This window comes from Methylophilus sp. DMC16 (genome assembly GCF_056314045.1).
The window spans coordinates 1,364,907-1,384,740 of sequence record NZ_JBQUZC010000001.1 but is presented as its reverse complement, the minus strand read 5'-3'; the positions used below and the strand labels follow the sequence as shown (position 1 = coordinate 1,384,740).

General features: G+C 51.4%; 15 protein-coding genes. 7 read left to right on the top strand and 8 right to left on the bottom strand.

Features of this window, described 5'->3' with window-relative positions; translation table 11 throughout:
* The first annotated feature begins 48 nt into the window (after nt 1–48).
* From ftsH to glmM, 3 genes are all read left to right on the top strand, one after another.
* Entirely contained in the window at nt 49–1,953 is a 1,905-nt protein-coding gene (ftsH, locus tag ACT53D_RS06515; protein ID WP_194747119.1) for an ATP-dependent zinc metalloprotease FtsH, read from the top strand.
* 114 nt (nt 1,954–2,067) lie between these two features.
* Nucleotides 2,068–2,892 (top strand): dihydropteroate synthase, encoded by an 825-nt coding sequence (gene folP, locus ACT53D_RS06510; protein ID WP_476155174.1) that lies wholly within the window; start codon nt 2,068–2,070, stop codon nt 2,890–2,892.
* A gap of 48 nt (nt 2,893–2,940) precedes the next feature.
* Nucleotides 2,941–4,293, top strand: a complete 1,353-nt coding sequence (gene glmM / locus ACT53D_RS06505; protein WP_476155172.1) for a phosphoglucosamine mutase — start codon at nt 2,941–2,943, stop codon at nt 4,291–4,293.
* Nucleotides 4,294–4,504: 211 nt separating this feature from the next.
* On the opposite strand, the gene ACT53D_RS06500 is transcribed toward glmM, so the two are convergent.
* The 6 genes from ACT53D_RS06500 to ACT53D_RS06475 form a co-directional block, all read right to left on the bottom strand.
* Entirely contained in the window at nt 4,505–5,368 is an 864-nt protein-coding gene (locus tag ACT53D_RS06500) for a mechanosensitive ion channel family protein (RefSeq protein WP_379077586.1), read from the bottom strand.
* Between the two features lie 38 nt (nt 5,369–5,406).
* Nucleotides 5,407–7,356 (bottom strand): alpha-amylase family protein, encoded by a 1,950-nt coding sequence (locus ACT53D_RS06495; protein ID WP_194747115.1) that lies wholly within the window; start codon nt 7,354–7,356, stop codon nt 5,407–5,409.
* A 29-nt stretch (nt 7,357–7,385) separates the two neighbouring features.
* Complete coding sequence (locus ACT53D_RS06490; protein WP_476155169.1) at nt 7,386–9,548, bottom strand: HAD-IIB family hydrolase; 2,163 nt, start codon at nt 9,546–9,548, stop codon at nt 7,386–7,388.
* Between the two features lie 301 nt (nt 9,549–9,849).
* Nucleotides 9,850–10,404, bottom strand: a complete 555-nt coding sequence (locus tag ACT53D_RS06485; RefSeq protein WP_476155167.1) for a flavin reductase family protein — start codon at nt 10,402–10,404, stop codon at nt 9,850–9,852.
* Between the two features lie 2 nt (nt 10,405–10,406).
* Nucleotides 10,407–10,931, bottom strand: coding sequence for a hypothetical protein (locus ACT53D_RS06480; protein WP_476155165.1), 525 nt, complete (start codon nt 10,929–10,931; stop codon nt 10,407–10,409).
* Between the two features lies 1 nt (nt 10,932).
* On the bottom strand, nt 10,933–12,714 hold the full coding sequence (locus tag ACT53D_RS06475) for a glutamine--tRNA ligase/YqeY domain fusion protein (protein ID WP_476155163.1): 1,782 nt from the start codon (nt 12,712–12,714) through the stop codon (nt 10,933–10,935).
* Between the two features lie 167 nt (nt 12,715–12,881).
* Here ACT53D_RS06475 and ACT53D_RS06470 point away from each other — a divergent pair, with 167 nt between their 5' ends.
* Genes ACT53D_RS06470 through ACT53D_RS06460 form a run of 3 tightly spaced genes read left to right on the top strand, consistent with a single transcriptional unit; the run spans nt 12,882 to nt 15,539 of the window.
* Nucleotides 12,882–13,871 (top strand): biotin--[acetyl-CoA-carboxylase] ligase, encoded by a 990-nt coding sequence (locus tag ACT53D_RS06470; RefSeq protein WP_476155161.1) that lies wholly within the window; start codon nt 12,882–12,884, stop codon nt 13,869–13,871.
* The gene (locus tag ACT53D_RS06465; protein WP_476155159.1) at nt 13,868–14,644 is read left to right on the top strand and encodes a type III pantothenate kinase; all 777 of its coding nucleotides are present in this window, start codon (nt 13,868–13,870) and stop codon (nt 14,642–14,644) included. The genes ACT53D_RS06470 and ACT53D_RS06465 overlap by 4 nt, the downstream gene beginning before the upstream one ends.
* 13 nt (nt 14,645–14,657) lie before the next feature.
* Nucleotides 14,658–15,539 (top strand): SPOR domain-containing protein, encoded by an 882-nt coding sequence (locus ACT53D_RS06460; RefSeq protein ID WP_476155157.1) that lies wholly within the window; start codon nt 14,658–14,660, stop codon nt 15,537–15,539.
* Nucleotides 15,540–15,635: 96 nt separating this feature from the next.
* Here the strand turns inward: ACT53D_RS06460 and lpdA are convergent, their stop codons facing one another.
* Both lpdA and ACT53D_RS06450 read right to left on the bottom strand, forming a co-directional pair.
* Nucleotides 15,636–17,423, bottom strand: a complete 1,788-nt coding sequence (gene lpdA, locus ACT53D_RS06455; protein WP_476146215.1) for a dihydrolipoyl dehydrogenase — start codon at nt 17,421–17,423, stop codon at nt 15,636–15,638.
* Between the two features lie 110 nt (nt 17,424–17,533).
* On the bottom strand, nt 17,534–18,007 hold the full coding sequence (locus ACT53D_RS06450) for a hypothetical protein (RefSeq protein ID WP_194747104.1): 474 nt from the start codon (nt 18,005–18,007) through the stop codon (nt 17,534–17,536).
* A 207-nt stretch (nt 18,008–18,214) separates the two neighbouring features.
* Here ACT53D_RS06450 and ACT53D_RS06445 point away from each other — a divergent pair, with 207 nt between their 5' ends.
* Nucleotides 18,215–19,828 carry a hypothetical protein gene (locus ACT53D_RS06445; protein ID WP_368667884.1) on the top strand — a complete coding sequence of 538 codons (1,614 nt, stop codon included), beginning with the start codon at nt 18,215–18,217 and terminating at the stop codon, nt 19,826–19,828.
* Nucleotides 19,829–19,834 lie beyond the last annotated feature (6 nt).

The window sequence follows — 19,834 nt, the reverse complement described above, 5'->3', positions numbered from 1 at the left end:
TTCTTAGGGATTCTCCCTGCCTTTCGTTTTTAAAGTTAAGGAACCACTTTGAATAATCTACTGAAGAATATCGCGATTTGGGTAGCAATTGCCTTGTTGCTGATGACGGTATTTAATCAATTTAGCGGCACGGGCAGAAGCAGTGGCCAGGTGGTTTACTCTCAGTTCATGCAAGAGGTCAAGGATGGCCGCGTAGCCAAGGTGCAGATTGATGGTCGCTCCTTGCATGTGACTACCAACGAGGGCAAAAACTATGAGACATTCTCGCCTTCCGATCCATGGTTGGTATCAGACCTGCTTAAAAATAACGTTATCGTAGAAGCTAAGCCAGAAGAGCATGAGTCCATGCTTATGAGCATTTTTGTCTCCTGGTTCCCCATGATCTTATTAATCGGTGTATGGATTTTCTTCATGCGCCAGATGCAAGGTGGAGGCAAGGGTGGTGGCCCATTCTCGTTCGGCAAGAGCAAGGCACGTCAACTGGATGAATCCAACAACAGCACCACATTTGCTGATGTTGCCGGTTGCGATGAAGCCAAAGAAGAAGTGGCTGAGTTGGTTGAGTTCTTGAAGGACCCAAGCAAGTTTCAGAAACTGGGTGGCCGCATCCCGCGTGGCGTATTGATGGTAGGCCCGCCTGGGACCGGTAAGACCTTGCTGGCCCGTGCGATTGCCGGTGAAGCCAAAGTCCCGTTCTTCAGTATCTCTGGCTCTGACTTTGTGGAAATGTTTGTTGGTGTGGGTGCTGCGCGTGTGCGTGACATGTTTGAAACCGCCAAAAAGAACTCCCCTTGTATCGTATTTATCGATGAGATTGATGCGGTCGGTCGTCACCGCGGTGCCGGTACGGGTGGCGGTAACGATGAGCGCGAGCAAACGTTGAACCAGATGTTGGTTGAGATGGATGGTTTTGAGGCCAATTCCGGTGTGATCGTGATTGCGGCAACTAACCGTGCCGATGTCCTGGATAAAGCATTATTGCGTCCTGGCCGTTTTGACCGTCAGGTCATGGTCGGCTTGCCAGACATCAAAGGTCGTGAGCAAATCCTCAATGTGCATATGCGTAAAGTGCCGATTGATCCAGATGTGAGAGCGGATATTCTTGCCCGTGGTACACCAGGCTTTAGTGGTGCTGATCTTGCTAACCTGGTCAACGAAGCGGCATTGTTCGCTGCACGTCGTAATAAACGCACGGTAGATATGCAAGATTTTGAGGATGCCAAAGACAAAATCTTCATGGGGCCAGAGCGCAAGTCTATGGTGATGCGTGAAGAGGAGCGTTTGAATACGGCCTATCATGAGTCCGGGCATGCGGTGGTCGCCAAGTTGCTACCGAAAGCGGATCCTGTGCACAAGGTCACCATTATGCCGCGTGGCTGGGCGCTGGGCTTGACCTGGCAGTTGCCTGAGCATGACCGTATCAGCAATTACAAGGACAAAATGCTGGAAGATATCTCGATTCTGTTTGGTGGTCGGATTGCTGAAGAAATTTTCATGCATCAGATGTCTACCGGCGCTTCGAATGACTTTGAGCGTGCGACAAAAATGGCGCGTGACATGGTGACCAAGTTCGGGATGTCCGATTCGCTGGGGACCATGGTCTATGCAGGTAGCGAGCAGGATTCCTGGATGGGCAGTATGTCTTCACGGACCGTCTCAGAAGCCACGCAGCAAAAAGTCGATGCTGAAATTCGCCGTATCCTGGATGAGCAATATGCGATTGCGCGCAAATTGCTTGAAGATAACCGCGACAAAGTGGAGGCGATGACTAAAGCCTTGATGGAGTTCGAAACCATTGATGCTGATCAGGTCAATGACATTATGGCTGGTTTGCCAGTGCGTCCACCCAAGCAGAAAAATGGACCTACCATTAGTTCTGGTGGCAGTGGTTCAGGCACCATGGTAAACCCGGCACCGCAACCAACGGCAAAAGGCGATGATACTGAGACCTAAAGCCTAACCAAGATTGAGGTTCAGGTTGGCCACAGGTTTGTGACAACCTTGCTTTCAGTTAAAATAACAAGGCTGGCTTTTGCCAGCCTTTGTTTTTTTGGAAATCAATGACCTATGCTCTTTCATTGTGGACGTTTTCGTCTCAATTTTGACCAGCCCCAAGTCATGGGTATCGTCAATGTCACCCCGGACTCCTTTTCCGATGGCGGTCAATTCCAGCAGGTGGATGCCGCGGTGCATCATGCGTTGACATTGATCGAACAAGGCGCCGCGGTGCTCGATATCGGTGGTGAGTCTACGCGGCCTAATGCGACACCTGTCTCCCTGACCGAAGAATTACAACGCGTGGTGCCGGTAATAGAAGCCCTGGTCGCACGCGATATTCCCGTTCCGATCTCCATTGATACTTATAAGCCTGCCGTGATGCAGGCCGCGATTGAGGCTGGCGCCAGCATCGTCAATGATGTAAGAGGCTTGCAGGAACCTGGCGCGCTTGAGGTGGTTGCAAAGAGCGATGCTGGTGTTTGCATCATGCATATGCAAGGGATGCCGCAAACCATGCAGCTGGATCCTCACTATGAGGATGTGGTGGCGGAGGTCAAACTGTTTTTGCAGACCCAGCGTGATATGTGTCTGGCGGAAGGCATCGCCCAAGACCGGATTATGCTGGATCCAGGCTTTGGCTTTGGTAAAACGCGCGCGCACAATATTGCCCTTGCCAAGGCTTTGCCTGAATTTAGCGAACTGGGCTGCCCATTGCTGGTTGGCCTGTCGCGTAAATCGGTATTGGGACAAATGACGGGCAACGATGTCGAAGCCAGATTGCACGCCAGTGTAGCTGCTGCCGTAATTAGTGCCATGCAAGGGGCACATCTGTTACGCGTGCACGATGTCAAGGCAACGGTTGAAGCCCTCAAGGTGGTTGCTGCACTTAAATAGCCAGCTCAGCATGACCATATACAAGCATAACGATTAAAGGATACACACATGGGTAAGCAATATTTCGGTACAGATGGCATTCGCGGACGCGTCGGAGAGTCGGTGATTACGCCAGAGTTTGTCATGCGCTTGGGCTATGCAGCCGGACGTGTACTGGCCAGCCATGAACACTTGCCTGCGGGTAAACGCCCCACGGTATTAATAGGCAAAGATACGCGGATTTCTGGCTATATGCTGGAAGCGTCTCTGGAGGCCGGTTTGTCAGCCGCTGGGGTGGATGTGCTGCTGACTGGCCCCATGCCGACGCCTGCCGTGGCTTATCTCACCCGCGCCTTGCGTGCGCAGGCCGGTATTGTGATTTCTGCTTCACACAACCCTTACTATGATAACGGGATCAAGTTTTTCTCTGCGCAGGGCACCAAGTTGCCGGACGAGATTGAGTATGCGATTGAGGCTGCGCTGGCCCAGCCCATGCAGGTCATGGATTCAGCGCAACTGGGCAAAGCCAAGCGTGTCGATGACGCAGCGGGCCGCTATGTCGAATTCTGTAAAAGCACGTTTCCCAATCACCTTGATCTGCGTGGCCTCAAAATTGTGCTCGATTGTGCGCATGGCGCCACCTACCATGTCGCGCCGCCGGTGTTCCATGAGTTGGGGGCAGACGTCATCGCTATAGGCAATCATCCTGATGGCCTCAATATTAACGAGCAGGTGGGTTCCACTCACCCGCAAGCCCTGCAAAAAGCCGTGGTGGAACATCAGGCAGATTTAGGCATTGCCTTTGATGGTGATGGCGACCGTGTCATGATGGTCGATGGTGCAGGTAAGCTGCTGGATGGTGACCAGTTACTTTATATTATTGCCATGGGCCTGTATGCCAAAGGCAAACTCAAGGGCGGCGTGGCCGGTACCCTCATGACGAATCTGGCCCTGGAACACGCCTTGCAAAAGCATCAGATTCCGTTTGGCCGTGCCAATGTCGGCGACCGCTATGTGTTGGAGCTGTTGCAGGAAAAAAACTGGAAACTGGGCGGGGAGAATTCTGGCCATATCCTCACGCTGGATAAACACTCGAGTGGTGATGCGATTATTGCGGCCCTGCAGGTGTTGCAGTCCTTGCGTGAAAGCGGCAAGTCCTTGCAACAGCTAGGTGCTGACCTGACGCTATATCCGCAGGTGTTGATTAATGTAACTACCAAACAAAAGCTGGACTTGAACCAGGCGGCCGTGCAAACTGCTGTGCAACAAGCTGAGGCTGCGCTCAAAGGTGAGGGCAGGGTCTTGTTACGCGCTTCTGGCACTGAGCCCAAAATCCGCGTGATGGTCGAAGGGTTGAACCAGAGTTTGGTGCAAGCCCAGGCCGAGCATTTAGCACAAGTGATCCGTCAACTGACTAATTGAGCAAACAACATATAGACGAATTTTCTATTTTCACAAATGCCTCAGTTTGCTGGATGGGTCTGTGATATCTGAATTTATCAGCTACCTTCAGCCTTTCGGCTTGCATATTTTGTGGTCGAGTGTATCAGGTATTCTCTTGAGGTTGTCTTACCTGCGTTGTCCAAATATCACTTTGGTAGCCACAAGAAAGCGGAAGATTTTCCACTTTTTATCATGCGGCCTGTTTGCCTTGATAAACCGTAAGGTGTGGAAAGGGAATCTCAATACCTTCTGCATCAAAGGCATTCTTGATCCGTTTCAGGTACTCACGTTTGATGGTCCACTGCTGTAAAGGAAGTACCTTTAAACGACAGCGAATGACAACAGCAGAGTCTGCAAGATTATCGACTCCAGCCATCTCCAGATTATCCAAAATAATAGGTTTAAATTCGTCGTCCATACATAAGTCTGCTCCAACTTGAAGCATGACTTGTATGACGCGTGCCACATTCTCTTTGTAAGCTACACCAATATCCATTACCGCATAAGCAAAATCCCGCGAGCGATTGGTTACCGTGCTGATCTGGCCATTGGGCACATAATGCACATTGCCTTCGTAATCGCGCATCTTCACATAACGCAGCGTAATTTCTTCCACCAAGCCAGCTTTGTCGGCAATTTCCACGACATCATCTTTGCGAATCTGGTTTTCGAGTAGCAGAAAAAAACCATTAAAATAATCCTTGACCAAGCTCTGTGCGCCAAAACCCACTGCCAAACCAACGACCCCGGCTGCCGCCAGTACCGGCGCAATCGAAATCCCAAGCTCATGCAGGATTTCAACCACGGTAATCGCCAGAATCACGGTGGTGACGATATACCGCAGCACCATGCTGAGCGTGTTGAGACGCTTGATCTCTTCCAGATTATCTACTTGCCTGGAGTTGAGCTTATCCCTGAGTTTCACAATCAGGCTTTTGCTCAGCCGGTTGAGAAAATAAGCCACGCCAATAATGAAAAAAATACGCAGCAGGGTTTTTACCAGCGCCAGTATTTCCGCAGGTTGCTCTATTCCTAAGTATGTAAACCAAGACATGGTGTCAAACACTCCTTTCGATCAATAAAGTAAATGCACTAACTGGAGAGCCAGTAAGCGGTCAGGGTCGGGATTTCTAGAGTCTCCTGCTCGGTGGAGATCGTTGAGCCACTGCATAAATCCGTCATCATCCTGGCTTTAAACAGGCCGCGTTGCTTAAATGGCTGCAGGTTGACCTGTTGCGCTTGTGTGGCAAAGTTGGCAATTACCACCACGTTGGCATGCATGCCCGATGGCACATAGCGGTGGAAGGCGAACAGGTGCGGATTGTCTTGTGTAATCAGCGCGCGGTTGTTTAAATCGGCAAAGGCTGAAGTCTCCTTGCGGATCGCAATCAGTTGCTTAATCTGGCTGAAAATCCGTTGTTCGACGGTGCCTGGCTGATGACGGCGTGCCATCACCTCCCAGTCCAGTGTCGGTCTGTGTACCCAGCGGTTGTCGTGCATTTTGTTTTCATCTTGCAGATAACTGTCGTTATTAAGCGTACCAACCGCATCGCCATAGTAAATCAGCGGGATTCCGCCAAACGACAAAATCAGGTTATGCAACAAGACGATGGTTTTGATCGCATTTTCAATCGCCAGCGGATCCTGTGTTTGCAGGGCCATTTCCAGCCCGGCGAGTGAGGCCAGTGCGCCAGAAATACGGGCATCGCCGGTTTTTTTGTTGACGCCAAAGGCAAAGCCGCGTGCATTCGATTCAGGGTAATGTCCGGTGTAATAATCGACCAAAAAGCGGCGATGTGACACCGGTTCAAATCCGGCTTCGATAATGGCTTTATCACTAAAGCCAAGACCAATATCATCATGGCAGCGCACATAATTGAGCCAGGTTGCGCGGTCCAGTTTTTCCGGCAAGTCCTCCACGCCCTTGGTCAGTAATACGGTCCGTTTGGTGGCGACTGCATCCCAAAGCAGTGCCATAAACGTGGCGTTATAGGCAATTTCACATTCCTTGGCGTTAATGGCATCTTCACCAAAGTATTTGATAATTTCTGTTGGCGAAACTATCGCTTCGGCAATAAAGATCACACCGGGGGCTGCAATCTGGCAACAATCCTTGAGCAATTGCAAAATCAGGTGGGCTTCGCGCTCGTTCTGGCAGCTGCTACCGATTTTTTTCCACAAAAACGCTACGGCATCCAGCCGTAGAATATCTACGCCCTTGTTTGCCCAAAACAGGATGATGTCCACCATCTCAATGAATACGGCAGGGTTGGTATAGTTGAGGTCCCACTGGTAATGATTAAAGACCGTCATCACCCATTTGCCGGTGTCTGCGTTAAAGGTAAAACTGCCTGGGGCCTGTTCAGGAAACACTTCCGGCATGGCGCTTTCAAATAAGTCAGGCATCGTGCGGTCAGGATACATGAAGTAATAATCCTGATAGGTCTGGTTGCCTTGTTTGGCTTGTTGCGCCCAGGCATGCTCATCTGAGGTATGGTTGACCACCACATCCAGCGTTAGCAGGATTCCGCACTGCTGCATGGCGGCAATCAACTGTTCCAAATCCTCCATCGTGCCATGGCGCGCATCCACTTTCCTGAAGTCGCGTACTGCATAGCCGCCATCATTCTCATGTGGGGGGCAGTCACAAATCGGCATGATATGGACGAGGTTGATGCCGAGATCTTGCATATAGGGCAGCTTGTCACGCATATTTGCCAGGCTGCCCGCAAAGCCCTGGCTGTAGAGCGCCATACCCACCCACTTTTGCTGCATAAACCAGTCATGGTTTTTTTCGCGCTCCAGGTCTTTTGCACGCAAATGTGGCGCGCGCTGTGCATATTGTGTCGCCAGCACTTCCACCAGCCGCCCCAGTTGTGGCTTAAAGTCTTCGCGCTGACCATACAGATGCTGAAACAGCGAATAAATGGCGTAAAAGTTAGCGCCCAGCCGGGTATAAAAATAGTGCCAGTCTTTGCCAGCCGGTTGTTTGAACGAAGACAGAATCTCGTTCAACACCGCGTGGGAAATTTGTTCGTACATGTATCAAGGTCCTTGTTGATCTGATTATTTCAGGCTGTTGCGCTGCCGAATTTATAATGGCGCATGCCCTCCAGAATGCCGTGCGCATGCGTGGCCTCGGCAAAAAAGATCCGTGGCATGCCTTTTAAATGTGCCAGTTCTTCGCTATGGTTACCCACTACGACGGCCATGGTGTCGCCCATCAGCATCTCAATATCATTGCCAGAGTCGCCTGCCACCAAGAAGTTGGCCAGTGGCAAATCCCATTTGTAAGACAAATAGCGAATGGCATGGCCTTTGGAAGCGCGAACCGGCAAGATATCCAGAAACTCACCGTGTGAATAAATGATTTGCGCGTGCAGCCCCTGCTTGCGCAGATGCTGGCGGATTTTTTTCACAGGCGGCATCTTGCTGGCATCCACCACATAAGAAATTTTGAATTCACGCTGGTTTTCAGCAGATTGCAGACGTAGCCCAGGCAACTCCGCTAACGCTTTTAGCAAGTCATCACGTCGCCATAAATGGCGGATATGGTTAGCCCAGCCGATATCTGGCGTGCGGTTGAGCCCATAGTGAATTTCCGAGCCGACGGAGGTAATGAGCACATCCGGGATAGGAATATTGTTTTTACGCAATATCTCAATCGCACTCTCCAGTGGGCGGCCGGTGGCGATGCCAAAAATGTTATAGCCGACATTGGCCACCAGCCATTCCACCAGGTCAAGCTGCCCCTGTTGGTTGCCAAGCAAGGTGTTGTCTATGTCTGTGATAAATGCATATTTTGCCAGCGGGATCGGTGACTTGCCTTGATGCAGCGCGACTTGCTGCTTGCGCAGATTTTTGCGTTGTTTTCTTAGCAGTTGGTGTACCTCTCTGACATATTTGTTCACATGACCCGCCCAGGTGTAATGGCGTTTGACGTTCAAGACGCCGCTCTTGGCCCATTTGTGCCAGCGTGCTTTATCCGTGAGGGCTGAGAGCAGTGCGTCTGCAATCGCATCGCTATTGAGTGTGTCTACAAGCAGGCCATGATGACAATTGGCCAGAATATCGCGCGGGCCGCCATCATCTGGCGCAATCACCGGCAGGCCGCAAGCCGCGGCTTCGAGCAAGGTCAGCCCAAACGGCTCGGTAAAGGCGGCGTTGATAAATACGCCACGGCTTTTGGCCGCCATGCGGTACAGCTCTGGGATATCTTCTTGCGCATGACTTTTGGGAATTGCTACTTTGCCCCATAAGTCATAGGCATCAATATCCAGCAGCAATTCATTCAACACCTGTGCCTGCGATTTTTCCAGATCACGGATGCGCTCTCGGCTACCGGCGACCAGCACCAGGTTAGCCTTCTTTTGCAGCGCCGGGTGGCTGCCATAGGCGGCTAGCAAACCCTTGATGTTTTTGCGCACCTCGGGCCGGCAAATACACAAAATCATCGGTTTTTTCGGGTCCTGCAAAAAGCGATGAATACTCTGCTCCAGCGTTGCCGGTATTGTCCGGCGGCCTGGCGGCGAAAAGCGCGATGTATCTGTGCCGGGCGGGATGACGCGGAAGCGCTGATGATCGGCTTGCGCATACATGCCATATTGCAGCTCAACCTCCTGGCGTGTGCTGGTCACGATCATCGAGGCATGCTGAATCAGCGCATCCTCCTCGGCAATGCGGCGCTCAAAATTAAACTGCTTTTCAATCTTGTCTGCCTTGCGGCCACTGGAAAGCAGCCGCGCCTGCTTGGGTTTGCCCAGCGAATGGCCGGTATGAATGAGTGGGATGCCCAGTAACATGGATAGCTGACGGCCCACATAGCCGGCGTCGGCATAGTGGGAATGGATCACATCTGGCAAGCGGCCTTGTTGACGTAAATAGTGTAGGCAACGGTCCACCATCTGATCCAGATGTGGCCATAACAACTCTTTGCGGATATAGCGCTTGGGCCCGCATGGAAAGCGGATAATACGCGCCTTATCGCTAAGTTTCTCTTCAGGCTGCGCATAATCGCTCGCCACTTGCTGGTCGTCGATCAACCGCGTCATCAGGTCGACCTTGCCGACTTGCGGATGCTCCGCCAACGCATTTGCCAAATCCAGTACATAAGTGCATTGTCCACCGGTATCGGCATCCACGCCCAGCTCAAGTTGCTGGCCACGAATCAAACCATGTACGCTGATTAGCAACACGTACAAGGATTCTGAGGGTTCTTTTTTATTCACACGCATGGCTACCTCCACTGGCTCACCACAAAGCAAGGCAACTGCATCTCAGGCCTGGCAACTGCCACTGTTTATGATGAAAAATGCTGCAGGACTTCACGTCCATTAGATTGAAAGATGCTGCTTGCATCCATGTTTTCCGCAAGGGAAATAAGCGGGATATCAGGCCTGTAATACCCCTATTTCAACTACAGGCTATTAAATTGACATCAATGTAAGGTGAAAAGTTTCAATTTTTAACAAGATCGCAGGCAATAAAAAAGCCCCGACTAACAGGGCAGGGCTGATTTTTTGCATGAGTTAGAGGCTAGTAGGCTTGGCCTGTGGCAAAGAATACGCCACCCGCAATATGGTGGATGGTGCGTAACTCGTCATGCCCCTCAAAATGCCATTGGCCATCACTAAATACACGCGCATCGGCATGTGCCGCCACCACTTCCGCAATAAATAAATCGTAAGTGTTCTGGTTATGCGGCTCGGGGATAATCTTGCACTCCAGCCACGCCACGCAATCCTTCACCAGTGGCGCGCTGATCTCTTGTGCGGCAAAGGTCTCAATGCCATATTCTGCAAACTTGTCGGTGCCTGCCAAATCGCGGCCGCTGATACTCCCTACCTTTTTCACCATCTCGATTTGTTTTACGCAGGGCAGGTTAATCGCAAAAGTCCCTTCTGCTTCCATCAGTTCGCGAGTGTAAGTTTTGCTGTCAATCACGACAGTGACTTTGGGTGGATTGAAGTCTAACGCGCAGACCCATGCGGCGGCCATGATGTTACGTTGGCCGGCATGGGCAGCTGTGATGATGGTTGTGGGACCGTGGTTTATTAACTTAGTGGCTAGTGATAATGAGAGTCTACTCACAATTAATTTCTTAATTCTTTAAAGACGTCTTTAACTGTTTTGAAGATATCAAGATAGCTAATCATTAAAAACCATATTGAAGGCAAATATGCTAAGAATAATATTTGGTTGTAAATGGATACATTTACTCCATCATTAGTTAATATCATTTTAAAAGCAGTAAGTAATGCGCCCCATAAAACTGCAACTCCATAATAAATCGTTGCTTTAAAGGCTCGATCAGCTGCTAACAAACTAGCTGCATGATTTTCAGTTGGGACAGCACGAGCTCTACTATAAAGCAAACTGGTTAATGCAATAAGCGTAGCTAAGGGCCCTAAAATATAAATTCCCGTAGACTCAACTTTAGAATTTAATATTAATGATTCCGTTGTGACATAGATTATTGCAGCTGGAATACCATAAGTTGCTGTGTCTCTAAGAGCTTTAGAAATAATACTCAAAACTATTTCAATCGTTTTAATAATTAGATTTTTGCTTAATACGAAAAATCCTTTAAGTCTTTTGTAATAGTGACGGAATGTCATTTTACTTTTGCCAAGTATCCTTTAACGTCACCGTCCTGTTAAACACAGGCTTGCCAGCCACACTATCTTTGCGGTCGGCGACAAAATAGCCGTGACGCTCAAACTGGTAACTGTCGCCTGGGTTGGCTTCCTGGGCGCTTTGTTCCAGCTGGGCAGTGATGACTTTGACTGAGTCCGGGTTAATGTCTTCTAAAAAGTCTTTGTCGCCGCTGCCTGGGTGTGGGTCTTTAAACAGGCGGTCGTACAGGCGGATTTCGGCAGTGTAAGCGTGCTTAGCGCTGACCCAGTGGATATTGCCTTTGACTTTGACGCTATCAGCCCCCGGCGTGCCGGACTTGGTGTCTGGCAGGTATTCACAATGCACGGTAGTCACGTTGCCGGCAGCGTCTTTTTCACAGCTGAGGCATTTGACCACATAACCATAGCGCAAACGCACCATATTGCCTGGGAACAGGCGGAAGTAGCCTTTGGAAGGTTCTTCCATAAAGTCTTCGCGCTCAATCCATAGCTCTTTGGAGAGTTTGACCACGCGTTTGCCGAGTTCAGGGTTTTGCGGGTGGTTAGGGGCGTAGCAATCTTCGTCTTGGCCTTCTGGGTAGTTATCAATCACCAGTTTGATCGGGTCGAGTACGCCGATTTTGCGCGGTGCGGATTCGTTGAGGACTTCGCGCATGCAGTCTTCGAGGATGCTGTAATCAATCCAGGAGTCTGCCTTGGAGACGCCGATACGGTCTGTAAACATCTTAAAGCCTTCTGGCGTGTAACCGCGACGGCGAGCACCGGCCAGCGTCGGCAGGCGTGGGTCATCCCAGCCAGTCACATGTTTTTCTTCGACTAACTGAATCAGCTTGCGCTTGGAGAGCACGACATAGGTCAGGTTCAGGCGTGCAAACTCATACTGGTAAGGCACCGGTTTGTTAATCATTCCGGCATCAGCCAGATTGTCCATCAGCCAATCGTAGAAAGGGCGCTGGTCTTCAAATTCTAGCGTGCAGATGGAGTGGGTTATGGTTTCCAGGGCATCCTCAATCGGATGCGCGAAGGTGTACATAGGGTAGATGCACCATTTGTCACCGGTGTTGTGGTGGTGGGCGCGGCGGATACGGTAAATCGCGGGGTCACGCATATTGATGTTGGGCGAGGCCATATCAATTTTCGCGCGTAACACCATGCTGCCATCGGCGTGCTTACCATCGCGCATTTCTCTGAAGATGCGCAGATTTTCTTCTGCACTGCGGTCGCGGAATGGCGAGTTTTTACCTGGCTCGGTCAGCGTGCCGCGGTTGATACGCATTTCATCGGCGCTTTGCGCATCGACATAGGCTTGTCCGCGTTGAATCAAGGCCTCGGCAGCGGCATACATAAAGTCAAAATAATCGCTGGCAAAGTAGAGATTGTCTTCTTTGCTGCCATCCGGGCGCGTATTGTCCCAGTCAAAGCCCAGCCACCGCACCATCTCAGTGATGCTATCTACATATTCCTGGCTTTCTTTTTCTGGGTTGGTGTCGTCAAAACGCATATGACAGATGCCGCCATAATCACGCGCTAACCCAAAGTTGAGAAACACCGATTTGGCATGGCCGATGTGCAAATAACCATTCGGCTCGGGCGGAAAACGGGTGCGAATTTTAGCAAAATCGGTTTGTCCGGTGGCGTGATGCGCGGCATCGCCTGGCGTACCAGCCCATTTCTTTTCGGCATATTTTTCTTCGGTAAGGTCTCTATCAACAATAGCGCGGATAAAATTGGAGGCGGCGGGGATCGGTTCTTTTTGTGTAGACATGGCGGTTCTTGAAGTTGCTAAAGTGTGCTTATTTTACACGGTTAGCGACCTGACCCAAAACGCTTAATACAGGGCGTTTCGGGCTTTTATCGCCCGGCCTGACAGGGCGGGTATGCTACACTGCGGGCTATGAATATACGCATGATTATCGCCACTCACCTGTTGTTATGAACAAGCTGGCATTTCCTATTCTGGCCGTGCTGGCGGATGGCAAATTTCACTCTGGTGAAGACTTGGCCCAGCGTTTTGGCGTCACGCGCGCCACGGTATATAACGCGATTCAATCTGCTGAGCAGCTAGGCATCAAGGTGTTTTCAGTCCGTGGACGCGGATATCGCTTGCCCAAGCCGCTGACCTTGCTCGATGCGGATCAAATTACCCAGGCCTGTGGTGACTATGCGCCCTGGTTTCATGTGCAAGTGCTGGCGCAGGTGGATTCAACTAACCGCTATTTAATGCAGGAGAGTGCGCGCGGTATTGCCCATGCGACCTGTGTGGCGGCGCATATGCAGACAGCCGGGCGCGGTCGACGCGGCCGTTCCTGGCATTCTCAATTGGGGGGTAGCCTGACTTTTTCATTGCTCTGGCGCTTTCAATGTGGCGCGGCTGGCTTGTCTGGCTTGAGCCTAGTGGTCGGTTTGGCTTTAGTACGGGCGTTGCACGCGATGGGCTTAACCAGCGTGCGCTTAAAATGGCCGAATGACTTGCTGGTGTTGCAAGCGGGCAGTTGGCACAAGTTGGGCGGGATTCTGATTGAGCTGCAAGGGGATATGGAAGGCCCGAGTGCAGCGGTGATCGGCATAGGCCTCAATTTGGAATTGGAGGCTGACTTACAACAGCAGATTGACCAGGCGGCGATGGGCCTAAATCAGTTGGCGGGTGCGCCTGTAGACCCTAACCAGTTGCTCGGCCACTGCTTGAACCAGTTGGCGCAACACTTAAGCCTGTTTGCCGAGCATGGTTTTGCCTATTTTCAGCCCGAGTGGACGGCGTACCATGCTTTTGAGCAGCAAGCTGTGAATCTGCTGTTAGCCAATGGCCAGTCGGTTCCCGGTCGTGTGGTTGGCGTAGCTGAAGAGGGCAGTTTGCTGGTAGAAACCGCTGCCGGTATTCAGCGCTTTAACGCAGGCGAAATCAGCGTGCGGAGTGCGGCATGAAACTGCTGATTGACGCTGGCAATAGCCGCACCAAATGGGCCTGGTGTCCTGAGCAATCGAGCCAGCCGACAGCGCTGCAGATCAATACCCTGGATAATCAAGACTGGTTTGAGGGCGCCGCACAGGCGCAAGCCTTGCACGCCGCAATTGCTAAGGCGAGCCGGATCTATTTAAGCAATGTGGCGGGCGAGCGCTGGCTGCAAGCCTTGCCCGAGCGGGATCAACGTTTGCAAGCTATTGTCGCCACCTCTTTAGCCTTGGGCTTGCAAAACAGCTACAGTCAACCTTCGCAACTGGGTAGTGACCGCTGGTGCAGCCTGTTAGCGGTATGGCGTAGCGAGGGCAAATCAGCATTGGTCGTCAGCGCGGGTACCGCAATGACGATGGATGCGCTAGTAATCAAACAAGCACAGGCGATGTTTGCTGGCGGCAGTATCCAGCCGGGGTTGCGACTAATGTGGCAAAGTTTGCAACAAGGGGCGGCGCAACTCGATTATGTCTATCCCGACCTTGAAACTGGTACCGATGGCTTTGCGCAAAATAGCCAGCATGCCATGTGGGTGGGCTGCGTGCAGGCGCTGGCTGCTTCGGTGGCTGCCCAATATGCGCGCTTGTGCCAGCAGCTGGATCATGTGCCTTTATTGTTCATGAGTGGCGGTGATGCAGATTTAATCGCCAGATATCTGCCGCACGCATTGTCAGCACAGGCGATTATTGTGGATAATCTGGTATTAAAGGGATTGGCCTGCCTGGCTGAGTGTTCAGACGAATGAAAAGTATAAGAGAATGAAAAAAATATTCTGGATATTGGTATTGCTGAATGTGGTGGTGTTTGCTTATTTTGAGCGCGATGCCCTGTCACCTGCCGTCAGTAGCCTTAAACCAGAGCTCCAGCCACAGCAAATTAAAATCCTCACCGAGCAGTCATTGCTGGCTTACCCCACACGCGCTCCAGAGGCGGCGGTAAACGAGCCTTCCGATTCGGCAGTGCAGCCTGCTGATAGCCATGTGCCTGCCAGTGAGCCAGTGTCAAAACCAGATGCCCAAGGTGCTGAAGCTAAATTGCCTGAAACCAAGCCATCTGAGCAAAAATCTCCTGAGCCTAACAAGCCCGTGAGCTCCAACCTGGTGGAAGCGAGACCCGCTGAAGCAAAGCAGGCAGAAAAAGCCCCGTCGGCTAAGCCCGCAGAACAACATACCGCGACGGCTGGCGCATGCTATGAGTGGAGCAGCTTCAACACGGCGCGCTTGAATGAAGCCTTGAGCCTGGCACAGCAACTCAATATCAAGACTCATACCAATCTGATCGGCAGTCCGCAGGATAATGTGCGTTACTGGATTTATAAACCGCCGCTACCTACTGCCGAGGCTGCGCAAATCAAAGCCGATGAATTGCGTAAACTCGGTGTGGAGGATTTCTTTGTTGTGCAAGACGACCCCAAATGGCGCCACGCAATCTCGTTCGGAGTTTTTCGTGATGAAAAACTGGCCGATAAGCTCATGCTAGACCTCAAAAATAAGGGGGTAAAATTGTTGATTAAAGCGACCCGTAATGGCGGTCAGGCGGTCATCAAAATGCAACAGGTCTCGCCACAACAACTTGCCGGTTTACAAAAAGCGCGTTCGCAGTTTCCAGATGCCGTGCTTAAAGAAATACCTTGTAATTAAAATTCACAAGGCGTTAAAACGATAGACATCAAAAAACCCGCATTCGCGGGTTTTTTGATGGTGATGACTGCTAATAATTAATAAGTACTGGTATGTTCATCGCTTTTTCGGTGGCAGCATATCCGTAATGGTGCCTTCCTTGAGTTCAGCGGCAAAGCACACTGTTTCAGACAAGGTGGGGTGAGCATGAATGGTCAGACCCAGGTCATGCGCATCGGCGCCCATTTCAATCGCCAGCACGGCTTCTGCCAGCAATTCGCCAGCATTGACGCCAACGATTCCGGCACCAATCACACGGTGAGTGTCTTTGTCGAAAATCAGTTTGGTTGCGCCTTCGGTACGCGCGATAGACAAGGCGCGGCCACTGGCAGCCCACGGGAAGCTGGCTTTTTCGATCTCAATGCCTTTGGCTTTGGCTTCGGTTTCAGTGAGGCCTACCCAGGCGACTTCGGGATCCGTATAGGCGACGGAAGGGATAACACTGGCGACAAATTCGACCTTGTGACCGGCAATCACTTCTGCGGCTACTTTCGCTTCATGCGTGGCTTTATGGGCCAGCATGGGTTGGCCAACAATATCACCAATCGCAAAAATGTGTGGGACATTGGTACGCATTTGTTTGTCCACGCTAATAAAGCCGCGGTCATCGACGGCCACACCAGCATTTTCGGCACCAATATTTTTACCATTCGGGCGGCGACCAATAGAAACGAGCACGCGGTCATATTTTTGCGTCTCTTGCGGCGCATTAGCACCTTCAAAGTCTACATAAATCCCATCCGCCTTGGCTTCGATCTTGGTGACTTTGGTTGACAACATAATGCTTTCAAAACGTTTTTCCATGCGTTTTTGCAGTGGACGCACCAGGTCGCGGTCACAACCGGTAATCAGGCCGTCCATAAATTCCACCACGCTCACTTTAGAGCCCAGCGCGTCGTAGACCGTCCCCATTTCGAGGCCGATAATGCCGCCGCCAATCACCAGCATACGGCCTGGGATATCGGCCAAAGCGAGTGCGCCAGTGGAGTCCATGATGCGTTCATCTTCAGGCGCCCCCGGAAATTTGGTGGCTTGTGAACCTGCGGCAATAATCGCATTCTCAAAACCGACCAGGGTGACTTTGCCATCGGCGCCGGTGACGGCAATCTGGTGTGGGCTGGTGAATTTACCGACGCCATTGACCACCGTGACCCCACGCGCCTTAGCCATCTGGGCCAAACCACCAGTCAGCTTGCCGACGACATCGTTAGCTTTCCAGTTGCGCAGTTTGTCGAGATCAATGTCCGGTTTGCCAAAGCGCAAGCCATGGTGTTCGGTTTCTTGCGCTTCAGTGATGACTTTAGCCGTGTGTAACAAGGCTTTGGAAGGGATGCAGCCTACATTGAGGCAAACACCACCAAGTGTTGGATAGCGTTCTACCAGAACCACTTTCAGGCCCAGGTCGGCTGCACGGAAGGCGGCAGTGTAGCCGCCAGGCCCGGAGCCCAATACCATGACCTGACAGGTGACATCATGATTACCTGTCGGTACCGCTGGGGCAGGGGCTGCCGCAACTGGGGCAGCGGGCGCCGCCGTGGCGGTGGTTTGTGTGGCGGGTGTAGCAGCAGGTGCTACGGCAGGTTGTGCTGCGGTCGTGGTTGATTCAGCACTTTCCAGCAGCAAGATCAGGCTGCCTTTGGCGACTTTGTCACCCACCTTGATTTTTAACTCCTTGACCACGCCAGCATGTGAGGAGGGAATGTCCATGGAAGCTTTGTCAGACTCCACGGTAATGAGGGAATCTTCTTTGGCCACGGTATCGCCGACGGCGACCAGCACTTCAATCACATCGACACTGTCAAAATTGCCGATATCCGGCACCACTATTTCAACCATTTGACTCATGAAAACCTTATGTATGCGTTAGTTTTGCTATTTTATCACCAAAAGAACAACCGCACTTTTGGCTTGTCACTGCTTGATTGTCCCGATAGATGTTTCAATCACATCGTGCATCAGCGTTTGGCGGGGGCGGTTGTGACCGGTTTAACCGCTGTGGCTGGCTTCATGGTGCAGGTTTCATGGCCGTAATTGCCGCCCGTATCATCTGGTTCGTAATAATCGTTTTTAAAGGTCCAGCCGGCCTTGCCCACTTTGCTGAATTGACCCATGCCGGTGGAGAATTCTGCATATTTGGCATCAGACAGTTTAAAGGTCATTGCCAACTGTTTGCCACGGGTAATGGCCTGGCCAGTGTAGCTTTGCTTGTTTTCCGTGTGTGTTGCCAGCTCGTAGACGGAAACTTGTGCTGTGCTGTTGCGGCGGTTCTTTTTGAGATAAATGGTCACTTCATAATCGCCGACAGCAATATTGTTGCCTTTGCACAAATATTCACCACTGTAATCCGGTGACGCGGCAGGGGCTGAAAACGCAGTGGATGAAAAGATTGCGAACAGACTAAAGGTGATTAAACAGGATTTAACGTTCATATGACTTCTGAAATAAATTTTTGGCGTGAGAAAGTTTAAAAGCCTGAGTTTTTTGCGAGACTTTTGAATACATTTCATCATAATTGCAATTACATAATTTACCAAGTCTCTTTTAGTGTTTTTGTCGCTTGCAGCTTGTAAAAGCAGGGCGCAAGCCTAGGTGATTTATGAGAGAATAGCCGCTATTTTTAGCAACCTCGTGACAAGGTGACCATATTGCAGCGTTTGTTATCAAGAATTTCACCCATCGTCTGGCTGACCTTGTTTTTACTTGGCTCCGTTTACTACGTCTGGCGATTGCAGCAACCACAAGTGTTGCTTGAGGTGGATGCGGATGCGTTGCCCCTGCAATGCATCTCTTATTCGCCTTATTACAAGCCTGGCATGAGTCCGCTGGTCAAGGATATGCATGTCGATCCGCTGCAGATTGAGCAGGATTTACAAGCCTTGTCCAAAGTCACGCGCTGTGTGCGCACTTATTCCGTCGGCCAGGGGATGGATTATGTGCCCAAGGCTGCGCAAAAACTGGGCATGAAAGTCATTCTTGGCGTCTGGATCGGTTGGCTGGAAGATCTCAACCAGGCAGAGCTCAAGCTAGCGGTGCAGCAAGCGAACCAGTATCCGGAGACCGTGCGTGGCATTGTGGTAGGGAACGAGGTCTTGTTGCGCGGCGAGCAGTCCGAGCCCAAGATGCATGGCTACCTGCAATGGGTGAAAGCCAATACCAAGGTGCCAGTCACGTATGCCGATGTGTGGGAGTTTTGGCTCAAGCATCCTACTTTAGAGCAGGACGTGGACTTCGTCACCGTGCATATTCTGCCCTATTGGGAAGATAAGCCGGTTGCCATTGATCAGGCGGTTGCCCATACCGCCTCGGTGATGGGACATTTGGGCACAGTCTTTAAAAAACCTATTTTGATTGGTGAAACCGGCTGGCCATCGCAAGGTCGTCAACGTTTCTGGGCCAAGCCGAGCGCGATCAATCAAGCCAAATATATGCGTGGTTTTTTGCAGGCCGCCAAGCAGAGTCAATGGCAATATAACGTGATTGAAGCCGTGGATCAGCCTTGGAAGCGTGAGCTGGAGGGCACGGTCGGGGGGTATTGGGGCGTGCTTGATACGGACCTAAAACCCAAATTCAGCTTGCAGGGAGCGATGGCTGAGCGTGCAGATGGCTTGCAACCCTATCTGCCCGCGCTCGGGCTGGGGCTGCTATTCGTTGCCTATGGATTTTATCGCCATCGCCCAGCGAATCAATTGGCTGTACTCGCATTAAGCGGCATGCTGCTGGGCTTGCATGCCTATCTGCAACTGGAATATGTACACTTGGCGGCCCGTAATTCTCTAGAGCTGAGCATGCTGGCTGGGCTTGCCGTGCTGGGGTGGGGCCTGCTTGGCTTGCAACTCAGGCAATGGCTGGGGTTGAACGCAAAAGCTTGCCTGGAACAAGCCGCGCTCCGACTGCTGGCGGTCGGATTCTTGCTGACCAGTGGCGCGCTTGCCGTCAATGGGCGCTATCTGGATTTCCCTATCATCTTGGTCTGCCTGCCATTGGTCGCGATCACGATTTCTTTATTGATGCCACGCGCTCAGACTGGTCAAACAGGGGCCGTCAATGCTGGATTCTGGCTGGTGGCTGCACTGCTGGTCATGGCTGCCAATTGCGCCGTGGCCGTGGCGATCATGGAGCCAGGGAATACCATGGCCTGGTGGTGGACTGCTGTCTGCGGTGTTGCCTTGCTGATATTACCTCTCAGAAGCCTACAAGTAGGTATTCCGCTGACAGCCAACGCTGCTGATTCAGCGTATCATTCAGTTTAAAACAAT

Coding starts and splice junctions, on each gene's coding strand:
- folP (WP_476155174.1), top strand. CDS start 2,068: ATGCTCTTTCATTGTGGACGTTTTCGTCTCAATTTTGACCAGCCCCAA.
- glmM (WP_476155172.1), top strand. CDS start 2,941: ATGGGTAAGCAATATTTCGGTACAGATGGCATTCGCGGACGCGTCGGA.
- ACT53D_RS06500 (WP_379077586.1), bottom strand. CDS start 5,368: ATGTCTTGGTTTACATACTTAGGAATAGAGCAACCTGCGGAAATACTG.
- ACT53D_RS06495 (WP_194747115.1), bottom strand. CDS start 7,356: ATGTACGAACAAATTTCCCACGCGGTGTTGAACGAGATTCTGTCTTCG.
- ACT53D_RS06490 (WP_476155169.1), bottom strand. CDS start 9,548: ATGCGTGTGAATAAAAAAGAACCCTCAGAATCCTTGTACGTGTTGCTA.
- ACT53D_RS06480 (WP_476155165.1), bottom strand. CDS start 10,931: ATGACATTCCGTCACTATTACAAAAGACTTAAAGGATTTTTCGTATTA.
- ACT53D_RS06475 (WP_476155163.1), bottom strand. CDS start 12,714: ATGTCTACACAAAAAGAACCGATCCCCGCCGCCTCCAATTTTATCCGC.
- ACT53D_RS06470 (WP_476155161.1), top strand. CDS start 12,882: ATGAACAAGCTGGCATTTCCTATTCTGGCCGTGCTGGCGGATGGCAAA.
- ACT53D_RS06465 (WP_476155159.1), top strand. CDS start 13,868: ATGAAACTGCTGATTGACGCTGGCAATAGCCGCACCAAATGGGCCTGG.
- ACT53D_RS06460 (WP_476155157.1), top strand. CDS start 14,658: ATGAAAAAAATATTCTGGATATTGGTATTGCTGAATGTGGTGGTGTTT.
- lpdA (WP_476146215.1), bottom strand. CDS start 17,423: ATGAGTCAAATGGTTGAAATAGTGGTGCCGGATATCGGCAATTTTGAC.
- ACT53D_RS06450 (WP_194747104.1), bottom strand. CDS start 18,007: ATGAACGTTAAATCCTGTTTAATCACCTTTAGTCTGTTCGCAATCTTT.